The 20,255-nt window shown below is 71.3% G+C and carries 18 protein-coding genes, 1 tRNA gene and 1 pseudogene; 5 read left to right on the top strand and 15 right to left on the bottom strand.

What is annotated here, in order from left to right:
• Positions 1–37 precede the first annotated feature (37 nt).
• Positions 38–709, bottom strand: coding sequence for a response regulator (locus tag ACYVGN_RS10225; RefSeq protein WP_134747226.1), 672 nt, complete (start codon positions 707–709; stop codon positions 38–40).
• A complete protein-coding gene (locus ACYVGN_RS10220; RefSeq protein WP_460790567.1) occupies positions 706–2,145 on the bottom strand; it encodes a sensor histidine kinase in 1,440 nt (479 codons plus the stop codon). The genes ACYVGN_RS10225 and ACYVGN_RS10220 overlap by 4 nt, the downstream gene beginning before the upstream one ends.
• Before the next feature lie 238 nt (positions 2,146–2,383).
• On the opposite strand from ACYVGN_RS10220, the pseudogene ACYVGN_RS10215 reads away from it, so the two are divergent.
• Positions 2,384–3,750: pseudogene (locus tag ACYVGN_RS10215) on the top strand (MFS transporter).
• Positions 3,751–3,766: 16 nt separating this feature from the next.
• Here the strand turns inward: ACYVGN_RS10215 and ACYVGN_RS10210 are convergent.
• The 8 genes from ACYVGN_RS10210 to ACYVGN_RS10175 form a co-directional block, all read right to left on the bottom strand.
• Positions 3,767–4,453 (bottom strand): GntR family transcriptional regulator, encoded by a 687-nt coding sequence (locus ACYVGN_RS10210; RefSeq protein WP_460790565.1) that lies wholly within the window; start codon positions 4,451–4,453, stop codon positions 3,767–3,769.
• A gap of 77 nt (positions 4,454–4,530) precedes the next feature.
• Positions 4,531–5,340 carry a nucleotidyltransferase domain-containing protein gene (locus ACYVGN_RS10205; RefSeq protein WP_460790563.1) on the bottom strand — a complete coding sequence of 270 codons (810 nt, stop codon included), beginning with the start codon at positions 5,338–5,340 and terminating at the stop codon, positions 4,531–4,533.
• Between the two features lie 95 nt (positions 5,341–5,435).
• On the bottom strand, positions 5,436–6,239 hold the full coding sequence (locus ACYVGN_RS10200; RefSeq protein WP_460790561.1) for an HpcH/HpaI aldolase family protein: 804 nt from the start codon (positions 6,237–6,239) through the stop codon (positions 5,436–5,438).
• Positions 6,224–7,009 (bottom strand): 2-oxo-hept-4-ene-1,7-dioate hydratase, encoded by a 786-nt coding sequence (gene hpaH / locus ACYVGN_RS10195; RefSeq protein ID WP_460790559.1) that lies wholly within the window; start codon positions 7,007–7,009, stop codon positions 6,224–6,226. The genes ACYVGN_RS10200 and hpaH overlap by 16 nt, the downstream gene beginning before the upstream one ends.
• Positions 7,010–7,019: 10 nt before the next feature.
• Entirely contained in the window at positions 7,020–8,189 is a 1,170-nt protein-coding gene (gene hpaD, locus ACYVGN_RS10190; RefSeq protein WP_460790557.1) for a 3,4-dihydroxyphenylacetate 2,3-dioxygenase, read from the bottom strand.
• Between the two features lie 47 nt (positions 8,190–8,236).
• A complete protein-coding gene (gene hpaE / locus ACYVGN_RS10185; RefSeq protein ID WP_460790555.1) occupies positions 8,237–9,760 on the bottom strand; it encodes a 5-carboxymethyl-2-hydroxymuconate semialdehyde dehydrogenase in 1,524 nt (507 codons plus the stop codon).
• Between the two features lie 26 nt (positions 9,761–9,786).
• On the bottom strand, positions 9,787–10,440 hold the full coding sequence (locus ACYVGN_RS10180) for a GntR family transcriptional regulator (protein ID WP_055988548.1): 654 nt from the start codon (positions 10,438–10,440) through the stop codon (positions 9,787–9,789).
• Between the two features lies 1 nt (position 10,441).
• A complete protein-coding gene (locus ACYVGN_RS10175) occupies positions 10,442–11,935 on the bottom strand; it encodes a fumarylacetoacetate hydrolase family protein (RefSeq protein ID WP_460790553.1) in 1,494 nt (497 codons plus the stop codon).
• Between the two features lie 341 nt (positions 11,936–12,276).
• On the opposite strand from ACYVGN_RS10175, the gene ACYVGN_RS10170 reads away from it, so the two are divergent.
• The 3 genes from ACYVGN_RS10170 to ACYVGN_RS10160 all read left to right on the top strand — a co-directional run bounded on the left by ACYVGN_RS10170 (position 12,277) and on the right by ACYVGN_RS10160 (position 14,595).
• Positions 12,277–13,746 carry a glyceraldehyde-3-phosphate dehydrogenase gene (locus ACYVGN_RS10170; protein WP_460790617.1) on the top strand — a complete coding sequence of 490 codons (1,470 nt, stop codon included), beginning with the start codon at positions 12,277–12,279 and terminating at the stop codon, positions 13,744–13,746.
• Between the two features lie 76 nt (positions 13,747–13,822).
• Positions 13,823–14,422, top strand: a complete 600-nt coding sequence (locus tag ACYVGN_RS10165) for a hypothetical protein (protein ID WP_055988558.1) — start codon at positions 13,823–13,825, stop codon at positions 14,420–14,422.
• Between the two features lie 100 nt (positions 14,423–14,522).
• Positions 14,523–14,595 (top strand) — tRNA-Arg (locus ACYVGN_RS10160).
• Between the two features lie 125 nt (positions 14,596–14,720).
• Here the strand turns inward: ACYVGN_RS10160 and ACYVGN_RS10155 are convergent.
• Complete coding sequence (locus ACYVGN_RS10155) at positions 14,721–15,161, bottom strand: MarR family winged helix-turn-helix transcriptional regulator (protein WP_460790551.1); 441 nt, start codon at positions 15,159–15,161, stop codon at positions 14,721–14,723.
• Between the two features lie 297 nt (positions 15,162–15,458).
• On the bottom strand, positions 15,459–15,983 hold the full coding sequence (locus tag ACYVGN_RS10150) for a hypothetical protein (protein ID WP_460790549.1): 525 nt from the start codon (positions 15,981–15,983) through the stop codon (positions 15,459–15,461).
• A 234-nt stretch (positions 15,984–16,217) separates the two neighbouring features.
• Between ACYVGN_RS10150 and ACYVGN_RS10145 the strand changes: the two genes are divergently transcribed.
• Positions 16,218–17,309, top strand: a complete 1,092-nt coding sequence (locus ACYVGN_RS10145) for a hypothetical protein (RefSeq protein WP_460790547.1) — start codon at positions 16,218–16,220, stop codon at positions 17,307–17,309.
• Positions 17,310–17,449: 140 nt separating this feature from the next.
• Here the strand turns inward: ACYVGN_RS10145 and ACYVGN_RS10140 are convergent, their stop codons facing one another.
• From ACYVGN_RS10140 to ACYVGN_RS10130, 3 genes are all read right to left on the bottom strand, one after another.
• Positions 17,450–18,517, bottom strand: a complete 1,068-nt coding sequence (locus ACYVGN_RS10140) for an aldo/keto reductase (RefSeq protein WP_460790545.1) — start codon at positions 18,515–18,517, stop codon at positions 17,450–17,452.
• 94 nt (positions 18,518–18,611) lie between these two features.
• Positions 18,612–19,226, bottom strand: coding sequence for a DAK2 domain-containing protein (locus ACYVGN_RS10135; protein WP_460790543.1), 615 nt, complete (start codon positions 19,224–19,226; stop codon positions 18,612–18,614).
• Between the two features lie 8 nt (positions 19,227–19,234).
• Positions 19,235–20,236, bottom strand: a complete 1,002-nt coding sequence (locus tag ACYVGN_RS10130; RefSeq protein ID WP_460790542.1) for a dihydroxyacetone kinase subunit DhaK — start codon at positions 20,234–20,236, stop codon at positions 19,235–19,237.
• Positions 20,237–20,255: the final 19 nt, after the last annotated feature.

Below are 20,255 nucleotides of genomic sequence, written 5' to 3'. Positions count from 1 at the left end.
TTTCGACTCCGCTTCGCTCCGCTCAACGTCCGGAGCGTCAGCCGACGAGGCGGTAGCCCATGCCTTGCTCGGTGAGCAGGTGGCGCGGGCGGGCGGGATCGGCCTCGAGCTTCTTGCGCAGCTGCGAGATGTAGAGGCGCAGGTATCCGGAGTCCGCGACCTGATCCGTGCCCCAGATGTCCTTGAGCAGGGTCTGGCGCGTGACGAGCGCCCCGGGGTTGCGGGCGAGGAACTCGAGCATGCGCCACTCGGTCGGGGTGAGGTGGACGGGCTCGCCGCCGCGCGTCACGGTCTTCGCCACCAGGTCGACCACCACCTCGCCGAAGGTCACCACCGGTTCGCCGGTCGGCGTGCCCATCCGCCGCGCGAGGGCCCGCAGCCGCGCGAGGAGCTCGTCGATCTGGAACGGCTTGGTGACGTAGTCGTCGGCGCCGGCGTCCAGCGCGTCCACCTTGTCGCCCGATCCGGTGCGCCCCGACACGACCAGGATCGGCACGTCGCTCCAGCCGCGCAGCGCCTGGATCACCTCGACGCCGTCGAGGCGCGGCATGCCGAGGTCGAGCAGCACGACGTCGGGCTTCGTCTGCGCCGCGACCGCGATCGCCTCGGCGCCGTCGGCCGCCGTGACCACGTCGTATCCGTGCGCGCCCAGCGTGATGCGCATCGCGCGGATGAGCTGCGGGTCGTCGTCGGCGATCAGGATCTTCACTCGTCGGCTCCAGGCTCGGTCGCGGCCGCGGGGTGCCGCGGGCGGGGCTCGGCGAGCGGAAGCTCGACCGTCATCGTGAGACCGCCGCGGGGCGTGTCCGACGGCGTGAGCGTTCCGCCCATCCCCTCGGTGAAGCCGCGGGACAGCGCGAGACCGAGGCCGAGACCCGCGGAGTTGTCGGTGTCGCCCATCCGCTGGAACGGCGCGAACATCTCGTCCTGCTTGCCGGCGGGCACGCCCGGGCCGTGGTCGACCACGCGGATCCGCCCGCACCGCCCCGACGCGTACGTCTCGATGCGCACGGGTGAGCCGGCGGGGGAGTGCCGGTCGGCGTTCGCGAGCAGGTTCACGATCACGCGCTGCAGCAGCACCGGGTCGGCGGACAGCGGCGGCATGTGCGGATCGAGCGCCAGGTCGAGGCGCTCGGGCGGCAGCTTGAGCTCGTCCGCGGCCGCGAGCACGACCTCCTCGGCGTCGAGCGGCGCGGCCGACACCGCCAGCACGCCCGCCTCGATGCGGCTCACGTCGAGCAGATCGGCCACCAGGGTCGACAGCGTGCGGAGGCTCTCGTCGGCCGTGGCCAGAAGCTCGGTGCGATCGGCCTCGGACAGCGTGCTGCCCGGCGCGCGCAATCCGCCCACCGCCGCCACCGCGGACGCGAGCGGGCGGCGCAGGTCGTGGCTCACGGCGGAGAGCAGCGCGGTGCGCACGGAGTCGGCCGCGGCCAGGGCGTCGGCCTCGCGGGCGGCCTCGGTGAGGCGCTGGTGCTCGAGCGCGGCGCCCAGCTGGGCCGAGACCACGGTGAGCAGGCGGCGCTCGGACTCGCCCAGCCGCGTGCCGTGCAGCTCGAGCGTCGCACGAGGCGTGCGCGCCGCGCCCACCGTGACGGAGTACGGCGCGCGGCCGTCGCGGGGCGGCTCGCCGTCGGCCGCGATCATCCGGCCGTCCAGGTCGACGAGCCGCGCGCCGGTCGCGTGGAACGCCTCGCGCGCGCGGGTCACCAGCGCCTGCGCCGCGCTCTCGCCGCGCAGCACGCTCCCCGAGATGCTCGCCAGCAGCTCGGCCTCGGCGGCCGCGCGCTCGGCCGCGCGGGCGCGGCGCGCGGCCTGGTCGACGATCCAGCTCACGAGCACCGCGCTCGCCACGTAGAACACGAGCGACAGCGCATGCGTCGGCGAGGCGATCGTGATCGTGAACAGCGGATGCAGGAACAGGAAGTTGAGCGTGAAGCCCGACAGAACGGCCGTGAACAGGGCGGGCCAGATGCCGCCGATCAGCGCGACCACGACCACGAGCAGCTGATAGGCGAGCACGTTGACCGCGAGGGTCTCCTCGTGCGCGACCGCGAACAGCAGCCACGACAGGAGCGGCCCGACGACCAGCGCGACCGCGAAGCCCGCCGTCATGCGTCCCCGGCCGAGTGCCCCCGTGCTCACGCGGGGAAGCCTCACCGCACGCTCGCTCATCCGGTCCTCCACTCTCCGCGCTGAGCGTACTCCGCACGCGAGAGGGCGCCGGGCGATCCTCATGGATTCCTCACGGCGCCGTGAGGATCGGCGGAAGACTTCGGCGCGAACGGGCCCCGGGGGTTCCGCGAGATGAAACGATGAACGCGTGACATCCCCCGCCGCCGTGGGTCTTCGCAGCGAGCGCGGGCCCGTCCTTCTCGCCGTGATGGTCTCGACCGGGCTGGTCGCGATCGACGCCACCGTCGTCGCGACCGCCGTGCCCTCGATTGTGGCCGACCTCGGCGGCTACGAGGCGTTCCCCTGGCTGTTCTCGATCTACCTGCTCGCCCAGTCCGTCCTGACGCCCGTGTACTCCAAGCTGGCCGACCAGCTGGGCCGCAAGCCCGTGCTGCTGCTCGGCATCGCGGTGTTCCTCGTCAGCTCTGTGCTGTGCGGGGCCGCGTGGGACATGCCGTCGCTCATCGTGTTCCGCGCGCTGCAGGGCGTCGGCGCCGGCGCGATCCTGCCCATGACCATCACGATCGTGGGCGACATCTACACGCTCGAGGAGCGCGCCCGCGTGCAGGGCTACGTCGCGAGCGTGTGGGCGCCTCGTCGGTGATCGGCCCCACGCTCGGCGGGCTGTTCGCGCAGTTCGACATCTGGCGCTGGATCTTCTTCATCAACGTCCCGCTGTGCGTCCTGGCGTACGTCCTCATCGCCCGCGCGTACCACGAGCGCCTCGAGCGGCGGGATCACCGCATCGACTGGGCGGGCGCCGCGCTGCTCACCGTCGGCCTGGCGCTGCTGCTGCTCGGCGTGCTCGAGGGCGGCGTCGCGTGGGCGTGGGACTCGCCGGTCTCGCTCGCGGTGTTCGCCGGGGGAGCGGTGTTCATGCTGCTGTTCGTGCTGTTCGTGCTGTTCGTGCTGGTCGAGCGCCGGGCGCCCGAGCCCGTGCTGCCCCTGTGGATCTTCACGCGGCCTGTCGTGGCCTCGACCGCGCTGCTGAACCTGATCCTGGGCGGCGTCCTGATCGGCTACACCGCGTACATCCCGACCTATCTCGAGGGCAGCGCGGGCGCGACACCGCTGCTCGCGGGACTCGCGCTCGCGACACTGACCCTCGGATGGCCGGTGGCCGCCGCGCTGTCGGGACGGCTGTACCTGCGGTTCGGGTTCCGCCCCGTGATCATCGGCGGCACGGCCCTCGTCCTCGTGGCGGCCGTCGCGATCGCGCTCGTCGCGCGCTGGCCCAGCATCCCGCTCGTGGCCGTCATCCTGTTCGCGGCGGGCCTCGGTTTCGGCTTCGCGGCCGTGCCCTCGCTCGTCGCGGTGCAGTCCAGCGTGGCGTGGGAGGAGCGCGGCGTCGCGTCGGGCACCGTGATGTTCGCGCGGTCGATCGGCCAGGCCGTGCTGGCCGCGGCGATGGGCGCGATCGCCAACGGCATCGCCGCGTCGCGCGGCGGTGACGTGCACGCGGCCGGCACGGTGATCGCCTCGTCGACCGCGGTGTTCACGGCATCGGCCGTGTGCGCCGGGGCGATGTTCGGCCTCGCGTTCCTGCTGCCGCGGCGCGGGCGCGACCGGGCGTGACTGATTCGCGGCCCGCTCAGCCGGCGGCGGCCTCCGGCATGAGGCCCTCGCCGAGGATGTGCTCCGTGAGCCGCGTGTAGTGGGCGCGCAGCAGCGTGCCCGCTCGCTCGCCGTCGCGATCGGCCACGGCATCGAGGAGTTCACGATGATCGCGCTTCGTCGCGTCGGCGAGTGAGCGCGTGACGGCCCTGGACCAGCGCAGATACAGCGACGCTCGGTCGGTCAGACTCCGCGAAAGCTCGATCAGGACGGGCAGTCCACAGGCGGAGATCAGGTGCAGATGGAACTCCGCGTGGGCGGCGACCCAGTCCGCGTTCAACGTCCCGTCCACACCGAGCGGCGGCGTGCGCTCGAGCGTGTGATGCGCTCCGAAGACCCCTGATTCCCAGGAGAGGTCGCCGCGTTCGATGGCTAACGCGATGCCGAACTCCTCCGAACGACAGCGAAGCTCGTTGAAGTCGCGAAGCTCCGCGAGTGAGAGACGGGGCACGAAGAACCCACGATTGGGTATCAACTCCACCAGACCGACGGCCGTCAGGCGGGTGAGCGCTTCTCGCACGACGGTGCTGCTCGTGCCGTAATCCTCCGACAGGGCGATCAGCTGGAGCTTGTCTCCCGGCGCCCATCGCCCGGCGAGGATGTCGTGTCGCAGACGCTCACGGGCTTCGGCGCTCAGGGTCTCGGAATCACCGCGTCGGGCCACTTATGCAATATAGGCGAGGAATGCGACGAGCCTCGGCGCATGTCCGCCGCACCGGTGGGGCGTGGCCCGGGTCCGGCTCAGGCGGCAGGGCGCGGCGCGGCGCGGAGCGCGTCGATGGTCGCGGCGAGCTCCTCGGGCGTCGCGCCGGGGCGCGCGAGCGCGGCGGTGGCGACGTCCACGAAGCGGCGGGGGACGGGACCGAGGCGCACGGCGCTCGGGACGAGGCCCTTCTCGTTGATGACCCACGCGCCGGCGGCGGCGTGCCAGGCATGGGCGACGAGCATCGCGGCGTGCGACAGGCACAGCGCCACGTAGGTCGTGTCGGCGCGACGCGCGCCCTTGTGCGCCGCGTCGAGCAGGAAGTCGACCTGCCACAGGGCGTCGATCATGGCCCGGCGCAGCGCGTCGGGGTACGGCGTCACGCGCGCCGCGAGCCCCGCGAGCACGGCGGATGGGTCGTGCAGCGGGATCGCCGTGGCGACCTCGCCCGCGTACGACACGTCGAGGAACCCGAGCGGATGGCCCGGCTGCGGATGGAACGCGAACTCGCCGCGGGCGGCCCGGTCGCACTGCTCCTCGACGCGCGCCACGTCGCGCAGGATCCAGTCGACCTTGGTGCCCTCCACGTCGAGCCAGGCGCCGCCGTGGACCCACGGGCCCCAGTCGCCCGGCGCGGCCACGGGGGCGGACTCGCCGGTCCACCGGGCGGCCACCGCGCCCATCGCCGAGAGGTCGAGCTCGCCGGCGCGGTAGTACACGCCGAGGTCGAAGTCCGAGTCGGGCCGATGCGTGCCCCGGGCGCGGCTGCCGCCGAGCGACACGGCGACGATCCCCGGGAGGCCGGCGAGCGCATCCGCCATCTGCCGGAGCCGGCGCTGATCCATCATGCGCCCGAGCCTAGGCGCGCGCCCGGCCCGCCGGGGGCCGGGAGCGCCGATTGCCCCGAACTGCCGCAACGAAGCGACAGCTCGGGGCAAGGGGCTCAGTATGACGCGCGCTCGGTCGCGTCGGCGGCGGGGATGAAGGTCTTCGCGAGTGCCTCCGAGCCGCGGGCGACCAGGCCCACGTCGGCGCCCACGAGCAGGAACCGCGCGCCGGCCTCGACGTAGCCGCGGGCCGCGGACTCGACGAACGCGTTGACGCCCACGGGCTTGCCCGCCGCCTGCACGCCCTCGAACGCGCGCCGCACGGCCGCGACGACATCCGGATGCGTCTGCTGGCCGATCAGTCCCATCGACGCCGCGAGGTCGCTCGGGCCGACGAACACGCCGTCCACGCCCGGGGTCGCCGCGATCGCCCGGGCGTTCTCGACGCCCTCGGCGGTCTCGATCTGCACGATCACCGACGTGTGCTCGGCGGCGTTCGCGAGGTAGTCGTCGACACGGTTCCAGCGCCCGGAGCGCGCGAGCGCGTTGCCCACGCCGCGGTGCCCCTTCGGCGGGTACGACGCGTGCGCGACGGCCGCGGCGGCCTGCTCCGCGGTCGACACCATCGGCACCATGATCGTCTGCGCGCCGAGGTCGAGCACCTGCTTGATCCACACGGCGTCGTTGGCGGGCACGCGCACGATCGTCGTGACCGGGTACGCCGAGGTCGCCTGCAGCAGCGCCTGCACCTCGCTCAGCCCGACCGGGCCGTGCTCCATGTCGATCATGAGCCAGTCGAGGCCCGAGCCGGCCATGATCTCGGCCATCACGGGCGAGCCGGAGCAGACCCATCCGCCGGCCAGCGCGCGATCCGTCGCCGCCAGCCGGTGCCGCAGGGTTCGGCTCAGACGAAGCGGCATGACACGACTCCCATCGGTCCGTAGTCGCACAGGATGCTGTCGCCCGCGTGCGCCCATACCGGGCGCGTGAACGACCCTGCCAGGATGATCTCGCCCGCCTCGAGGCGGTCGCCGTGCTGGTGCATCTTGTTCGCGAGCCACGCCACGCCGTTGCCGGGGTGGCCGAGCACGCCGCCCGAGACGCCGGTCTCCTCGATCTGCTCGTTGCGGTACAGCATCGCGCCGATCCAGCGCAGGTCGATGTCGTCGGGCCGCATGGGCCGGCCGCCGAGCACCATGCCGCCGTACGCGGCGTTGTCCGCGATGGTGTCGACGATCGTGCGGCCCTCCATCTCGATGTGCGAGTTGAGCACCTCGAGCGCGGGCGTGACGTACTCGGTCGCCCGCAGCACGTCGAACAGCGAGCACGCGGGGCCCTCGAGCGGCTCCTTCAGCACGAAGGCGAGCTCGACTTCGATCCGGATGTTCGAGAAGTCCGCCGCGGGGATCACCGAGCCCGACTCCCACACGGTGTCGTCGAACATGACGCCGTAGTCGGGCTCGGTGATGCCGGTCGCCTGCTGCATCGCCTTGGACGTCAGACCGATCTTGCGGCCGACCAGGCGGCGGCCCGCCTCGAGGTTCTTGTCGCGCCAGATGCCCTGGATCGCGTACGAGTCCTCCACGGTCGCCTCCGGGAACCGCGCCGTGATGCGGGGGATCACGCTGTGCGTGCGATCCGCCTCGGCGAGCTCCTCGGCGATCTGAGCGATCTGCTCCGGTGTCAGCATGCGCCCATCCTCACAGCTGGTGGCCGAGCTTGTACTCGCCCAGCTTCCACGACGGCATCTCGGCGTCGTCCTCGGGACGCGTGTACGAGAAGCCGTCGGCGCCGATGGTCACGGCCATCTCGCTCTTGTCCTCGCGCGCGACGACGGGCTGCGGGTTGCCGTCGAGGTCGAGCACGAGCGACGCCTCGGTGTACCAGCTGGGCACGACCGGGGTGCCCCACCAGTCGCGGCGCTGGTTGTCGTGCACGTCCCACGTGACGACCGGGTTGTCGGGGTCGCCCGTGTAGTAGTCCTGCGTGTAGATCTCGACGCGGTGGCCGTCGGGGTCGCGCAGGTAGAGGTAGAACGCGTTCGAGACGCCGTGGCGGCCGGGGCCGCGCTCGATCGCGTCCGACCGGCGCAGCGCCCCGAGCTTGTCGCAGATCGCGAGGATGTTGTGCTTCTCGTGCGTGGCGAACGCGACGTGGTGCATGCGCGGGCCGTCGCCGCCGGTCGTGGCGGTGTCGTGCACGGTGGGCTTGCGGCGCATCCACGCGGCGTAGACGACCCCGTCCTCGTCCTGGATGTCCTCCGTGACGCGGAAGCCGAGGTCCTGGTAGTGGCGCACGGCGCGCGGCACATCCGGCGTGACCTGGTTGAAGTGGTCGAGGCGCACGAGCTCGCCGGGCGACTGCAGGTCGTAGCGCCACGACAGCCGCTCGACGTGCTCGGTCTGGTAGAAGAACTCGTACGGGAAGCCCAGCGGGTCCTCCACGCGCACCGAGTCGCCGATGCCCTTGGTGAAGCCCTCCGGCTTGCGGATGACGCGGCAGCCGAGCTCCTCGTAGAACGCGACGGCCTTGTCGAGGTCCTCGGGGGTGCGCACGCGGTACGAGAACGCGGCGACGCCTGCGATCGGGCCCTTGCGCAGCACCAGGTTGTGGTGGATGAACTCCTCGGTCGAGCGCAGGTAGATCGCCTCGTCGTCCTCCTCGGTCACGTGCAGGCCGAGGATGTCGACGTAGAACTCGCGCGACTTCTGCAGGTCGGTCACGACGAGGTCCATGTACGCGCAGCGCAGGATGTCCGGCGCGGGCGCCTTGGGGGTGGCGACGGCGTTGGCGGCCTCGATGGGCGCCTCCTGCGAGACGAAGAAGCCCGAGGAGGTCTTGGTGCCCCGGCGGTCGGTGGTGTCGGTCATGTCAGCGTCCTTGCTCTTGTTCTGGGGATCCGGATGTCGGGCGGCGCTCAGTGAGCCGAGCCGCCCTCCTTGCCGAACGTGGGGTTGTGGACCTTGCCGAGCGTGATGTGCACGGCCTGCTGGTCGGTGTAGAAGTCGATCGAGCGGTAGCCGCCCTCGTGGCCGAGGCCCGAGGCCTTGACGCCGCCGAAGGGCGTGCGCAGGTCCCGCACGTTGTTCGAGTTGAGCCACACCATGCCGGCCTCGACGCTCTGCGCGAAGTTGTGCGCGCGCTTGAGGTCGTTGGTCCAGATGTAGGCCGCGAGGCCGTACTTGGTGTCGTTGGCGAGCTCGAGCGCCTCCTCGTCCGTGTCGAACGGCGTGATGGCGACGACCGGGCCGAAGATCTCCTCCTGGAAGATCCGGGCGTCGGGCGAGACGTCGGCGAACACCGTGGGGGCGACGAAGTTGCCCTCGTCGAAGCCCTCGGGGCGGCCGCCGCCGGCGACCAGGCGGCCCTCGCCCTTGCCGATCTCGACGTACGACATGACCTTCTCGTAGTGCTCCGGGTGTACGAGCGCGCCGACCTCGGTCGCGGGGTCGTGCGGGTAGCCGACCTTGACGCGCTTGGCCTGCGCCGCGTATCGCTCCACGAACTCGTCGTAGATGTCGCGCTGGACCAGGATGCGGCTGCCCGCCGTGCAGCGCTCGCCGTTCAGCGAGAAGACGCCGAAGATGGTGGCGTCGACCGCGGCCTCCAGGTCGGCGTCGGCGAACACCACGGCGGGCGACTTGCCGCCGAGCTCCATCGACAGGCCCTTCAGGTACGGGGCGGCGTTGCCGAAGATGATCTGGCCCGTGCGGCTCTCGCCCGTGAACGAGATGAGCGGCACGTCCGGGTGCTTCACGAGCGCGTCGCCCGCGTCCTCGCCGAAGCCGTGCACGAGGTTGAACACGCCCTCGGGCAGGCCCGCCTCCTCGAAGATGCCGGCCCACAGCGAGGCCGACAGCGGGGTGAACTCGGCGGGCTTGAGCACGACCGTGTTGCCGGTCGCGAGCGCGGGGCCGAGCTTCCACGACTCGAGCATGAACGGCGTGTTCCACGGCGTGATGAGGCCCGCGACGCCGATCGGCTTGCGGTTGACGTAGTTGATCTGGCGGCCCGGCACCTTGAAGGTGTCGTCGGCCTGCGCCACGATCAGGTCCGCGAAGAAGCGGAAGTTCTCGGCCGCGCGGCGGGCCTGGCCGAGCGCCTGCGTGATGGGCAGGCCCGAGTCGAACGACTCGAGCTCGGCGAGGCGGGCGTCGCGCGACTCGACGATGTCGGCGATCCGGTGCAGGACGCGCGAGCGCTCGCGCGGCAGCATCTTGGGCCACGGGCCCTCGAGGAACGCCTTGCGGGCGGCGGCGACGGCGGCGTCGACGTCGGCCTTCTTGCCCGCGGCGGCCTGCAGGTAGGTCTCGTTCGACACCGGGTCGAGCACGTCGAACGTGTCGCCGTCGATCGAGTCGACGTGCGTGCCGCCGATGTAGTGCTGGATCTTGGCGGGCAGGTCCGCGGGGACGTGCCGCTCGGTCACGGGAGTGCTCATGCGGGGCTCCTTCGGGAGGGTTCGGGTCAGTGGGAGGTCAGGTAGGCGTTCATGGTTCCCCAGCGGTGCTGCCGGGCGGCGAGCTCGATCTCGATCGGCGCGGCGCCGGACCGGATGAGCTCGAGGATCTGCGCGTGCTCGCGCACCGACTCGTGCGCGCGGCCGGGGACGAACGCGAACGTGGAGTCGAGCAGGTTGTGCAGGCGGGTCCAGCCGCGGTGCACCAGGTCGAGGATGTGCGGGTTGGGGCACGTCTCGAACAGCACCGAGTGGAACTCGCGGTTCAGGCGCGTGAAGGCGATGGGGTCGAAGTCGTCCAGCAGCGCGATCAGCCGCTGGTTGACCGCCTCCGCGCGGTCGAGGTCGGCGGGCGTGAGGAGCGGGGCCGCGAGCGCGGTCGCGACGCCCTCCACGACGCCGAGCGTCTGCATCGAGTGGGCGTACTCCTCGCGGTCGACGAGCGACACGCGCGCCCCGACGTTGCGCTCGAACTCCACCAGACCCTCGGCCTCGAGGCGGCGGATGGCCTCGCGCACGGGCACGACGCTCATGCCGAGCGTCTGCGCGATCGGGCCGAGCACGAGGCGGTAGCCGGGGCTGAACTCGCGGCGCTGGATCCGCTCCCGGATCCACTCGTACGCGCGCTCCGACTTGCTCTCGGCGGCCACGGCGGAGGCCATGTCAGGCACCGGTCTCGGCTTCGTAGCGGGCGCGCCACTCGGCGTTCATCGGGAACAGGCCGTCGACCGGGTGCCCGGCCTCGACCTGCGTCGCGATCCAGGCGTCCTCAGCCTCCTGCGCGAGCGTCGCGTCCGCGACCTCCTCGGCGAGGGGCGGGGGGATCACGATCACGCCGTCGTCGTCGCCCACGATGATGTCGCCGGGCTGCACCGTGGCGCCGCCGCACGCGATCGTCACGTCGCCCTCCCACGGCACGTGGCAGCGGCCGAGCACGGCCGGGTGCCCGCCCTGCGAGAACACGGGGATGTCGAACGACGCGACCTGCGCGTGGTCGCGCACGCCGCCGTCGGTCACGATGCCGGCGGCGCCGCGTGCCTTCGCGCGCAGGGCCAGGATGTCGCCGAGCGTGCCCGAGCCCGCGTTGCCGCGCGCCTCGATCACGATCACCTCGCCCGGCTCGACCGCGTCGAACACGCGCTTCTGGGCGTTGTAGCCGCCGCCGTGCGTCGTGAACAGGTCCTCGCGCAGCGGCACGAAGCGCAGCGTCTTGGCCGTGCCGACGAGCTTGGCGCCGGGGGTGTCGCTCTTCGGCCCGTCGATGAACACGCCGCGGATGCCGCGCTGTCGCAGCTGCTGCGACAGCCCCGCGACGGGCGCCTCCATGAGCTTGGCGCGCAGGGTGTCGGTGAGCACGGACGCGGTGGCCTCGATCGGCGGCAGGCCGGCGGCCTCGCGCGAGCCCCAGGCCTCCTCGCGCTGCAGGTCGTCGACGCTCGGGAGCGATCCGATGTTCTCGTCGAAGTCGCCCGGTCCCTCGACCACGCGGGTCACCAGGCGGCCGCTCGTGGGGGAGCCCTCAGCGTCCGGCGCGTCGACCTCGACCTCGATCACGTCGCCGGGGACGGCGACCGACGAGCCCGCGGGCGTGCCCGTCAGGATGACGTCGCCCACCTCTAGCGTGAAGTGCTGCGACAGGTCGGCGACGAACTGCGCGAGCGGGAAGATCATCCGGTCGTCCGACGTCGTGTCGTCCTGCACGAGCTCGCCGTTGCGCCACGTGCGCACGCGCAGCGCCGACGGGTCGACCGTGCGAGCGTCGATCAGCTGCGGGCCGAGCGGCGTGTAGCCGTCGCGGCCCTTGTTGCGCACGTTCGAGCCCTTGTCGTTGCCGCGCAGGTCGTACAGGCCCCAGTCGTTCGAGGCGGTCACCCACCCGACGTGGTCCCACGCGCGCTCGAGCGGGACGCGGCGGGCGGGCGTGCCGATGATCAGCGCGACCTCGCCCTCGAACGCGAGCAGCTCGGTGCCGGCGGGCCGCTCGATCTCGGCGCCGCTGGCGGCGACGGAGCTCGCGGGCTTGAAGAAGTAGGACGGCGCCTTGGGGCGGCGGCCGCGCTGCGCGGCGCGCGACTCGTACGCGAGGTGGACCGCGATGATCTTGCCGGGCGCCTGGGGCAGCGCGGCGAAGCGGGGGTCGGTCGGCTCGGTGGTCACTCGAGCTCCTTTGCTCTGATCGAGGGTCGTATCTGAAATAATATACGATCATCCACGCAAGCGGAAGGGGATCCAGTTGCGCTCCGTGCGCCTCGCCCCGCGCTCGATCCTGATGGAGTCATAAGAATCGCGGATCTTCACTCTGCCCTTGACCGAAAGGTGGCGCGGAGCATTCGTATTCTCGAACTGCGCGACGACGAACGTCGGGCACCGTGACATCCGGGCGCGATCCGCCCGCATCGACGAAGGAGTGATGAGCGACCGTGAGCGAGAAGTTCGAGGCGCCCCAGTACGAGCTTCACCGGGCGGAATGGACCGCCCGCGAGGAGCTGGCCGAGCGGATGATCCCCCTGATCGGGCGCCTCTACCGCACGCACGGCATCGTGCCGTCGATCCACGGCCGCCGGCTCATCAACCGGTCGCCGATCGAGATCATCAAGGCCCACCGCTTCGCGCGCCAGACCGGCGACGACGTGCTCAACCCGGTCAAGACCCTCGCGGTGCTCGAGGGCATCGACCGCATCGCCCCGGGCGCCGCGTCGATCGACGTGGCCCGCCTCGTGTCGCGCTACGACGAGCTCGGCGGCACGTACGAGGACGCCCACCTCGACGACTTCATCCGCGCCGAGCTCGCGGCCGTGATCGACGCCGAGACGCCGCGGCCGACCGACGTCGTGCTGTACGGCTTCGGCCGCATCGGCCGCCTGCTCGCTCGCATCCTGCTCGCCCACACGGGCAACGGCTCGGGGCTGCGCCTGCGGGCGATCGTGGTCCGCAAGGGCGGCGACATGGACCTCAAGAAGCGCGCCAGCCTGCTGCGCCGCGACTCGGTGCACGGCCCCTTCGCCGGCACGATCGAGATCGACGAGGAGAACGACACGATCCTCGCGAACGGCACGCTGATCCAGGTCATCTACTCGGACGACCCGGCCACGGTCGACTACGAGCGGTACGGCATCCGGGACGCCATCATCGTCGACAACACGGGCCGCTGGCGCGACGAGGAGGCGCTGTCGCGTCACCTGCAGTCGAAGGGCGCCGGCCGCGTGCTGCTCACCGCGCCCGGCAAGGGCGCGCTCAAGAACATCGTGTTCGGCGTCAACAGCGACGACATCACGGCCGACGACCGGATCCTGTCGGCCGCGTCGTGCACGACCAACGCGATCACGCCCATCCTGGGCGTGCTCGACGAGTCGTTCGGCGTCGTCCGCGGCCACGTCGAGACCGTGCACTCGTTCACGAACGACCAGAACCTGATCGACAACTTCCACAAGGGCGACCGCCGCGGCCGCTCCGCCGTGCTGAACATGGTCATCACCGAGACCGGCGCCGCCAAGGCCGTCGCCAAGGCGCTGCCGCAGCTGGCCGGCAAGCTCTCGGGCAGCGCGATCCGCGTCCCCACCCCGGATGTGTCGCTGGCGATCCTGAACCTGCAGCTCGCCCGCCCGACTACCAAGGACGAGCTCAACGCGTTCCTGCGCCAGGTGTCGCTCACCTCGCCCATGCGCCAGCAGATCGACTACATCGAGTCGTCCGAGGTCGTCTCCACGGACTTCGTCGGAAACAACCGCGCCGGCATCGTGGACGGGCTGGCGACCATCGCCGACGGCGAGAACGTCGTGCTCTACGTCTGGTACGACAACGAGTACGGCTACTCGTGCCAGGTGGTGCGCGTGGTCGAGAAGATGGCCGGCGCGCACCCGACCGTCCTGCCCGAGCGCCAGCCGGTCGTCGCCCGGCCGGTCGACGTCGAGCCGGTCGAGGAGCTCGTCGACGAGGCGCCGCGCGAGGCCGTGCCCGCGGCCGTCTGATCAGGACGATCCGAGCCGGCGACGTCTACGCTCGTAGAGGCGGTATCGCCGGTTCGGATCGTGATCAGGAGGTGCGGTGGGACGCAATGCCGATGCCATCGACGAGGGCGTGGCCATCGCGCTCGCGGCGGCGCGCCTGTCGGTCAAGAACACCATCCTGGTGAGCACGATCTCGCTGGGGGAGTCGTTCGATCCGGATCACTTCGTCGACGCGGCCCGGGATGCGCTCATCGCGCTGGCCGACGAGCAGGACGGGGCGGCCGCGGCTGTCACCAAGGCGCGCCGCGCCGCGTGGGGTCGCCACACGCAGCCGCACGGCACGCACGACTACCGCGACCGCGACGTGCGCAACCTGCGCCGCCGCGCCAAGCAGTACTCGGGCGTGGCCAAGGCGCTGCGCCTGAAGGCCGAGGACGTCGACGAGCTGCGCGGCATCGTCGAGCACGCCCGCGAGGCCGCGTGGCACGACGTCGAGGCGAACCTCGAGGGCCGGCTGCGCATCGAGGCCATGCGCCCCGACCAGGACCCCGACTACGAGTCGATGCGCGAGGCGCGCATGCAGGCGCTGCGCCTGGTCGACCTGCAGAAGCTCTCGGCGCAGGCCCGGCGCAAGCGCAAGGTCGGCGCGGCCGCCGAGGGCGGCTCCGGCGCGGGCGACGACGCCGACGAGGCCTGACGCCGCGCGACGCGCCCGGGGTGCGTCCCGGAGGGGCCCCGATTCGCGGAGGCCCCGCGGCATGATGTACAGTAGACGGGTTGCCACGGCAACGGCATGAGCGCCCGTAGCTCAATGGATAGAGCATCTGACTACGGATCAGAAGGTTAGGGGTTCGAGTCCCTTCGGGCGCGCAGGTTCCCTCGAGAACCGCACGAACTGTGTTGAGACAGTGATGAGAAGGCCCCCGCTTCGGCGGGGGCCTTCTCTGCTTTCCGGAATCGATGCGCGGGCTCGTTCGCTCTGAGCGAACGGTCTCTCACTGGTCGGCGCGGTCGCCGCGGAGCTTGCGGGTGAGGTCGAGCAGTGTCCGCAGCTCGTCCTCGGAGAGCACCGACATCCGCTTGGCGATCGAGCGGCCGTGGTTCGTCGCGACGACGCGGAACGCGCGCGCGCCCTTCTCCGTGGCGGTGACGATCGCGCCGCGGCCGTCCTGCGGGTCGGCGCACTTGGTCAGGAGGCCGCGCGCGACCATCCGGTCGACGAGCCGGGAGACGCTGGGCTGGCTGATGAGCATGTTGGCGGTCACGTCGCGCAGCCGCGACGACATGTCCTCGCCGCGCGTGACGGTGAGCAGCACGTCGTACTCGGGCTGCGTCAGCTCGGTGGCGCTGAAGTCCTCCGCGAACTCCGCGAGGATCTCGTGCTGCGCGCGGAACAGGCTCTCCCACGCCTCGACGGCGAGCCTGCGATCAGCCATGACCCCAGCGTATCCGGACGGCCCTGTCGGCCGACATCCGGACATGGTGAGGGGCCTGTCGGAGAGGCATCCGACAGGCCCCCTGTCCCTTGCACCAAGAGTGTCCTGCAATCACATGTCCCGGCATCCGCCACAGCAAAACGGCTGCCGGTGGAAGCACTCTATAACGGGCAGATAACGGCGCACAAGGCTTCGTCGTTACTTTTCCGTGACCGGTTTCCCGAGGCTGTGGCGGGGCCCCCGCGGACGATCTGCCGTGTCATCGTGTCAGCCGCGTCACAGCCCGGCGTGCGGCGATCAGCGGGCAGTCGAACGGGCCCCGCCCTCGCCGGCCCAGTCCTGGATGCGCGAGTCGTCGTCGGCCGCCGCCGCGCCGTGACGTCGGGTGAACCCGATCGACTCGGCCAGCGCTGCGACGGATGCGGCGCGGACCTGCTCCCGGTCGGACGCGTCCTGCACGCGGTGCTCGCGCTCGTGGCGCTCGGCCAGGAGCGAGGAGCTGATGTCCGCGAGCCGCTCGGCGAGGACCGCGGCGAGGCCGTCGCGAAGCTCCTCGAGATTGGTGTTCGCGATCTCCAGGCGCCGGTCGGCGACGCGCAGCTCGACCGTCGGGAAGCCGTTGGCGGACAGGAAGGAGCGCGTGGCCGCGCTCTGGATCGCGACGACCTCGTCGTGATCCGTGCGGCGCGTGAACACCGCCTCGACGGTGTACCGGTCAGGTGCGCGCTCGGTCAGGAGCGTGTCCGGAAGCGAGCCGATGAGGACGGACCCCAGACCCAGCGGTTCGGGGCTCTGCCCCGCGATCTTCAGTTGTGCATTCATGTCCTGACGGTACGCCCGGAACATGTGCGGGCACACAGGTTCGAGGGCCGCGGCGGCCGGACGGCCGCGGTTCACGGCGCGGTGCGATACTGCGCGCGTGAAGCAGGTCGCGGTCGGCCTCCCTCGGTGCGGCGCCGCCGCGCGGCTGCGCGATGCGCCCGCCGTCCGGATCGCGGCGATCTACGTCGCGGCGCGCGTGATCACGACCGCGTTCTTCCTCTGCTCGGGAGCGCGATGGCGCCGGCCGATTCGCGCTTCGGCCCCGGTGCGGACCTCGGCACCTACATCCAGGCGTGGGACGCGCAGTACTACCGCCGCATCGCGGCCGAGGGCTATCCGGTCGACCTGCCGCTGACGGACGACGGCGAGGTCGCGCAGAACGCGTGGGCGTTCATGCCGCTGTTCGCGTGGGCCGCGGGCGCCCTGGGCGCCGTGCTCGGCGGCTGGGGCGCCGGTGCCCTGGTGATCGCGCTCGTGTCGGGGTACCTCTGCTGTCTCGTGCTGCGGCGGATGCTTGTCGAACGGATCGGGGAGCGGGCCGCGATGTGGGCCGTGGCGTTCTTCGCGGCGGCGCCGCTCGCCGCGATGTTCCAGGTGGGGTATGCCGAGGCGCCCTTCCTGCTGCTGATCCTGCTCGGCATCCGGTGTCTGCAGCGGCGCGAGTACGCGTGGCTGTTCGCGATCGTCCCGGTCATGGCGTTCACGCGGCCGGGCGTGCTGGCGTTCGCGCTGCTGCTCGGGCTGTTCGGCGCGTGGCGCTGGCTCTGCCGCCGGCGCGAACCGCTCGCGCGCGGCGAGCTCATCCGGCTGGCGGGAGCGGCCGCGCTCGCGGTCGGTCTCGGGTTCGGATGGCAGCTGATCGCGGGAGTCGTGACCGGACGGATGGACGCCTACCTCGAGACGGAGCTCTCGTGGCGCCGGCTGTGGGTGGGCGACACCGGTCCGTTCGTGCCGTTCGAGGGCTGGCTGCTCGCCATCGACTACTGGTTCGGCCAGTGGGGTCTCGACCCTGCATGGGGCCTCGCGGGGCTCGTCGTCGCCGTCGTGGGCGTGGGGCTGCTCCTCGCCCTCGACCCGCGCGTGCGGCGGCTCGGGATGGAGGCGCGCCTGTGGGCGGCGAGCTACCTGCTGTACCTGCTCGCGGTCTTCCTGCCGCAGTCGAGCGTGTTCCGTCTGCTGTTCCCGCTCGCGCCCCTGTGGGGAGCCGTGGCCCAGCCGCGGAGCCTCGCGTGGCGGCTCGGCGTTCTCGCCGCGTGCGTCGCGGGCCAGTGGTGGTGGATCTGGTGCATGTACGGCCTGGGCACGGAGTTCTGGCACATCCCGTGAACGGCTCAGCCGCGCTGGGCGCGCTCCGACCTCCCTGCCCGCGAGACCGCGCGCGACGTTGCCGGTCTCGCGGGCCGGATGGCGCGGCGCCCCGATCCTGACGGACCGGGGCGCCGCGGGCAGTGGAGTGAGCCCATGGGTCAGCGTCGCGACACCGTGGAGGCGTATCCGTCGAGGTACGGTGCCTCGCCGATGTCGGGGCGATCGGTGGCGAGCATCGCGCGGTGCCAGAACGGGTACTGGACCGGAGGCTGGGTCGCTTCGTCGATGCGCCGGGTCTCGTCCTCGGAGAGTTCGAGCTCGACCGCGGCCAGATCGTCGGTGAGCTGCTCCTCGTTGCGCGCGCCGAACACAGCGCCGGTGATTCCCGGACGGGAGAGCAGCCACGAGAGCACGACCTGCGCCACGGAGACTCCTCGGCCATCGGCGATCTGCACCAGCACCTCGATGATGTCGAAGGCCCGCTCTCTGTCTGTCACGTAGGGCTCGGGCCAGTCCGTGCCTTGCCGGGTGGTCGGCGGCACGGGCCGACCGCGGCGGACCTTGCCCGTGAGCAGGCTCTGGCCGAGCGGGCTCCAGATCAGAGTGCCGAGGCCGCTGTCAACCGCGGCCGGGATGATCTCGTATTCGGCTTCGCGTGCCTCGGGCGTGTAGTAGATCTGCTGCGCGACCGGTGCGATGAGTCGATGCTCGCGGGCGACCGCAGCGGTCTTGGCGACCTGCCACCCGGAGAAGTTCGAGACGCCCGTGTACCGCACCTTGCCGTCGCGGATCAGCTGGTCGAGCGTCTGCAACGTCTCCTCGAGCGGTGTCTCGCCATCCCACTGGTGCAGATACAGGAGGTCGATATGGTCGGTGCCGAGCCGTCGCAGCGACGCCTCGACGGCGCGGGTGAGGTGGTACCGCGACGAGCCGGCGTCGTTCGGCCCATCTCCGAAGGGGAAGCGGGCCTTCGTCGCGATGAGCACATCATCTCGGCGTCCACGGAGGGCGCCCGCGACGATCTCCTCGGCCTGCCCGAACGAGTACAGGTCTGCGGTGTCGATCATGTTGACGCCGGCGTCGAGCGCGACGTCGATCATTCGAGCGAACGTCGACTGATCGAGACCGCCGAGCGCCGCGAATCGCTCGTGCTGGCCGACGTTAAGCGTGCCGAGGACAAGCTCCGAGACGCGGAGGCCGGAATTGCCGAGCTGGCGGTACTTCATCGTCTGTGGTCCTTTCGACCGTCGGGCATGGGTGTATCGATGAACGCGCCGGACGACGCGGGGCGGCGCCCCGCGTCGTCCGACACGGGCAGGGTCAAAGCGCGTTCGCCGCCTTCCACGACTGCAGGAAGCGCCAGAACGCCGTCGCGCCCGGGTCCTGCAGGCCGATGCTGCGCTCCTGGATCCACGAGGCGCGACCGCGCCTCGATTGAAGGTCCTTGGACACGAGCACGCCGCGTTCAGCCGCGTCGATCGCTGCGTCCAGCCCGCTCTCCGGGAGGGCCGCCTCCAGCGCCTCTGCCGCGGGGTACATGGCGTCCAGGATGGTCTTGTCGCCGACCTGCGACTTTCCGCGCGAGCTGATCGAGTCGGCGGCTGCGCGTGTGAACACCGCGACGCGCTCGGCGTCGATGTCGTCGAGATCGGCCCACGTGCGGGACCCGGCGAGCAGAGCGCCCGCCACGAGGGCCGCCATGGTGGACGGGTTGGCGTTCGCGAAGGCCTTGGCGCAAGCGAGCACCACGTCGGTGGGGGTCGCGCTTTCCGTGAGCTGGTCGAGCGACTCGATGACCGCAGCCGCGCCCAGGGACACGGTGATGCCGAGGTCGCCGTCGCCGAGCGCCTGATCCAGATCACCGAGTTCGTCCGCATACGTCGGGAACTCGACCATGGTCCGCCGGATCGCGTCCTTGATGTCGATCGCATTCATGTGCGCTCCTATGCCTGCGAGAAGAAGGGCGAGTCGGCCGCCGCGTCGAGCAGGGCGAGACGGCTGTCGTCGAGCTTGAGCAGCGAGATCGATGCCCCGGCCATCTCTAGGCTGGTCGCGTATTCGCCGATGTACTGCTTCGCGATCGCGATGCCCCTCTCGTCGAGGATCTGGAAGACGCGGCGGTAGAGCACGTAGAGCTCCTCCAGTGGCGTAGCACCGAGGCCGTTCACCAGGACGGCGACCCGGTCGCCCGCCGTGAGCTCGAGGTCCTCGACGAGCCGGCCGGTGAGGTGCTCCGCGATCTGGTCCGCGGACTCCAGCGCGCCGCGGTGGATGCCCGGCTCGCCATGGATGCCGATGCCGATCTCCATCTCGTCGTCCGCGAGTTCGAAGCTCGGCTTGCCCGTGGTGGGCAGGATGGTCGGCGAAAGGCCGACACCCATCGTCGCGGTGTGCGCGATCACGTCCTCCGCGACGGCCGCGACCTGCTCGAGCGAATCGCCGCGCTCGGCGGCCGCGCCCGCCGCCTTGTACGCGAAGAAGATCCCCGCGACACCGCGGCGGTCCTCGGCGCGCTCCCGCGGCTGGCTCGCGACGTCGTCCCGGCCGAGCACGGTCCTGGTCGGGATGCCGTCGAGCTCCGCCAGATCCGTGGCCAGGTCGAAGTTGAACACGTCGCCGCCATAGTTGCCGTACAGGTAGAGCACCCCCGCGCCCCCGTCGACGGCCTTGGTGGCCTCGAAGATCTGCGCCGAGGACGGCGATGAGAACACGTTCCCGATCGCCACACCGTCGCAGAGGCCGCGCCCGACGTAGCCTTTGAATAGCGGCAGGTGCCCCGAGCCGCCGCCGGTGACGATCCCGACCTTCCCCGCCACAGGTGCGTCCGCGCGCACCAGCACGCGCAGGTCCTCGCCGGGCGTCTTCACCCGGTCGGGGTGCGCGAGCAGGATCCCCTCGACGAACTCGTCCACGAACCGTCCCGGCTCGTTGATGATCTTCTTCACTGCTTCTCCGTTTCTCTGA

Source organism: Microbacterium lacusdiani, assembly GCF_054779895.1.
This window is presented reverse-complemented; position numbering and strand designations above follow the sequence as displayed.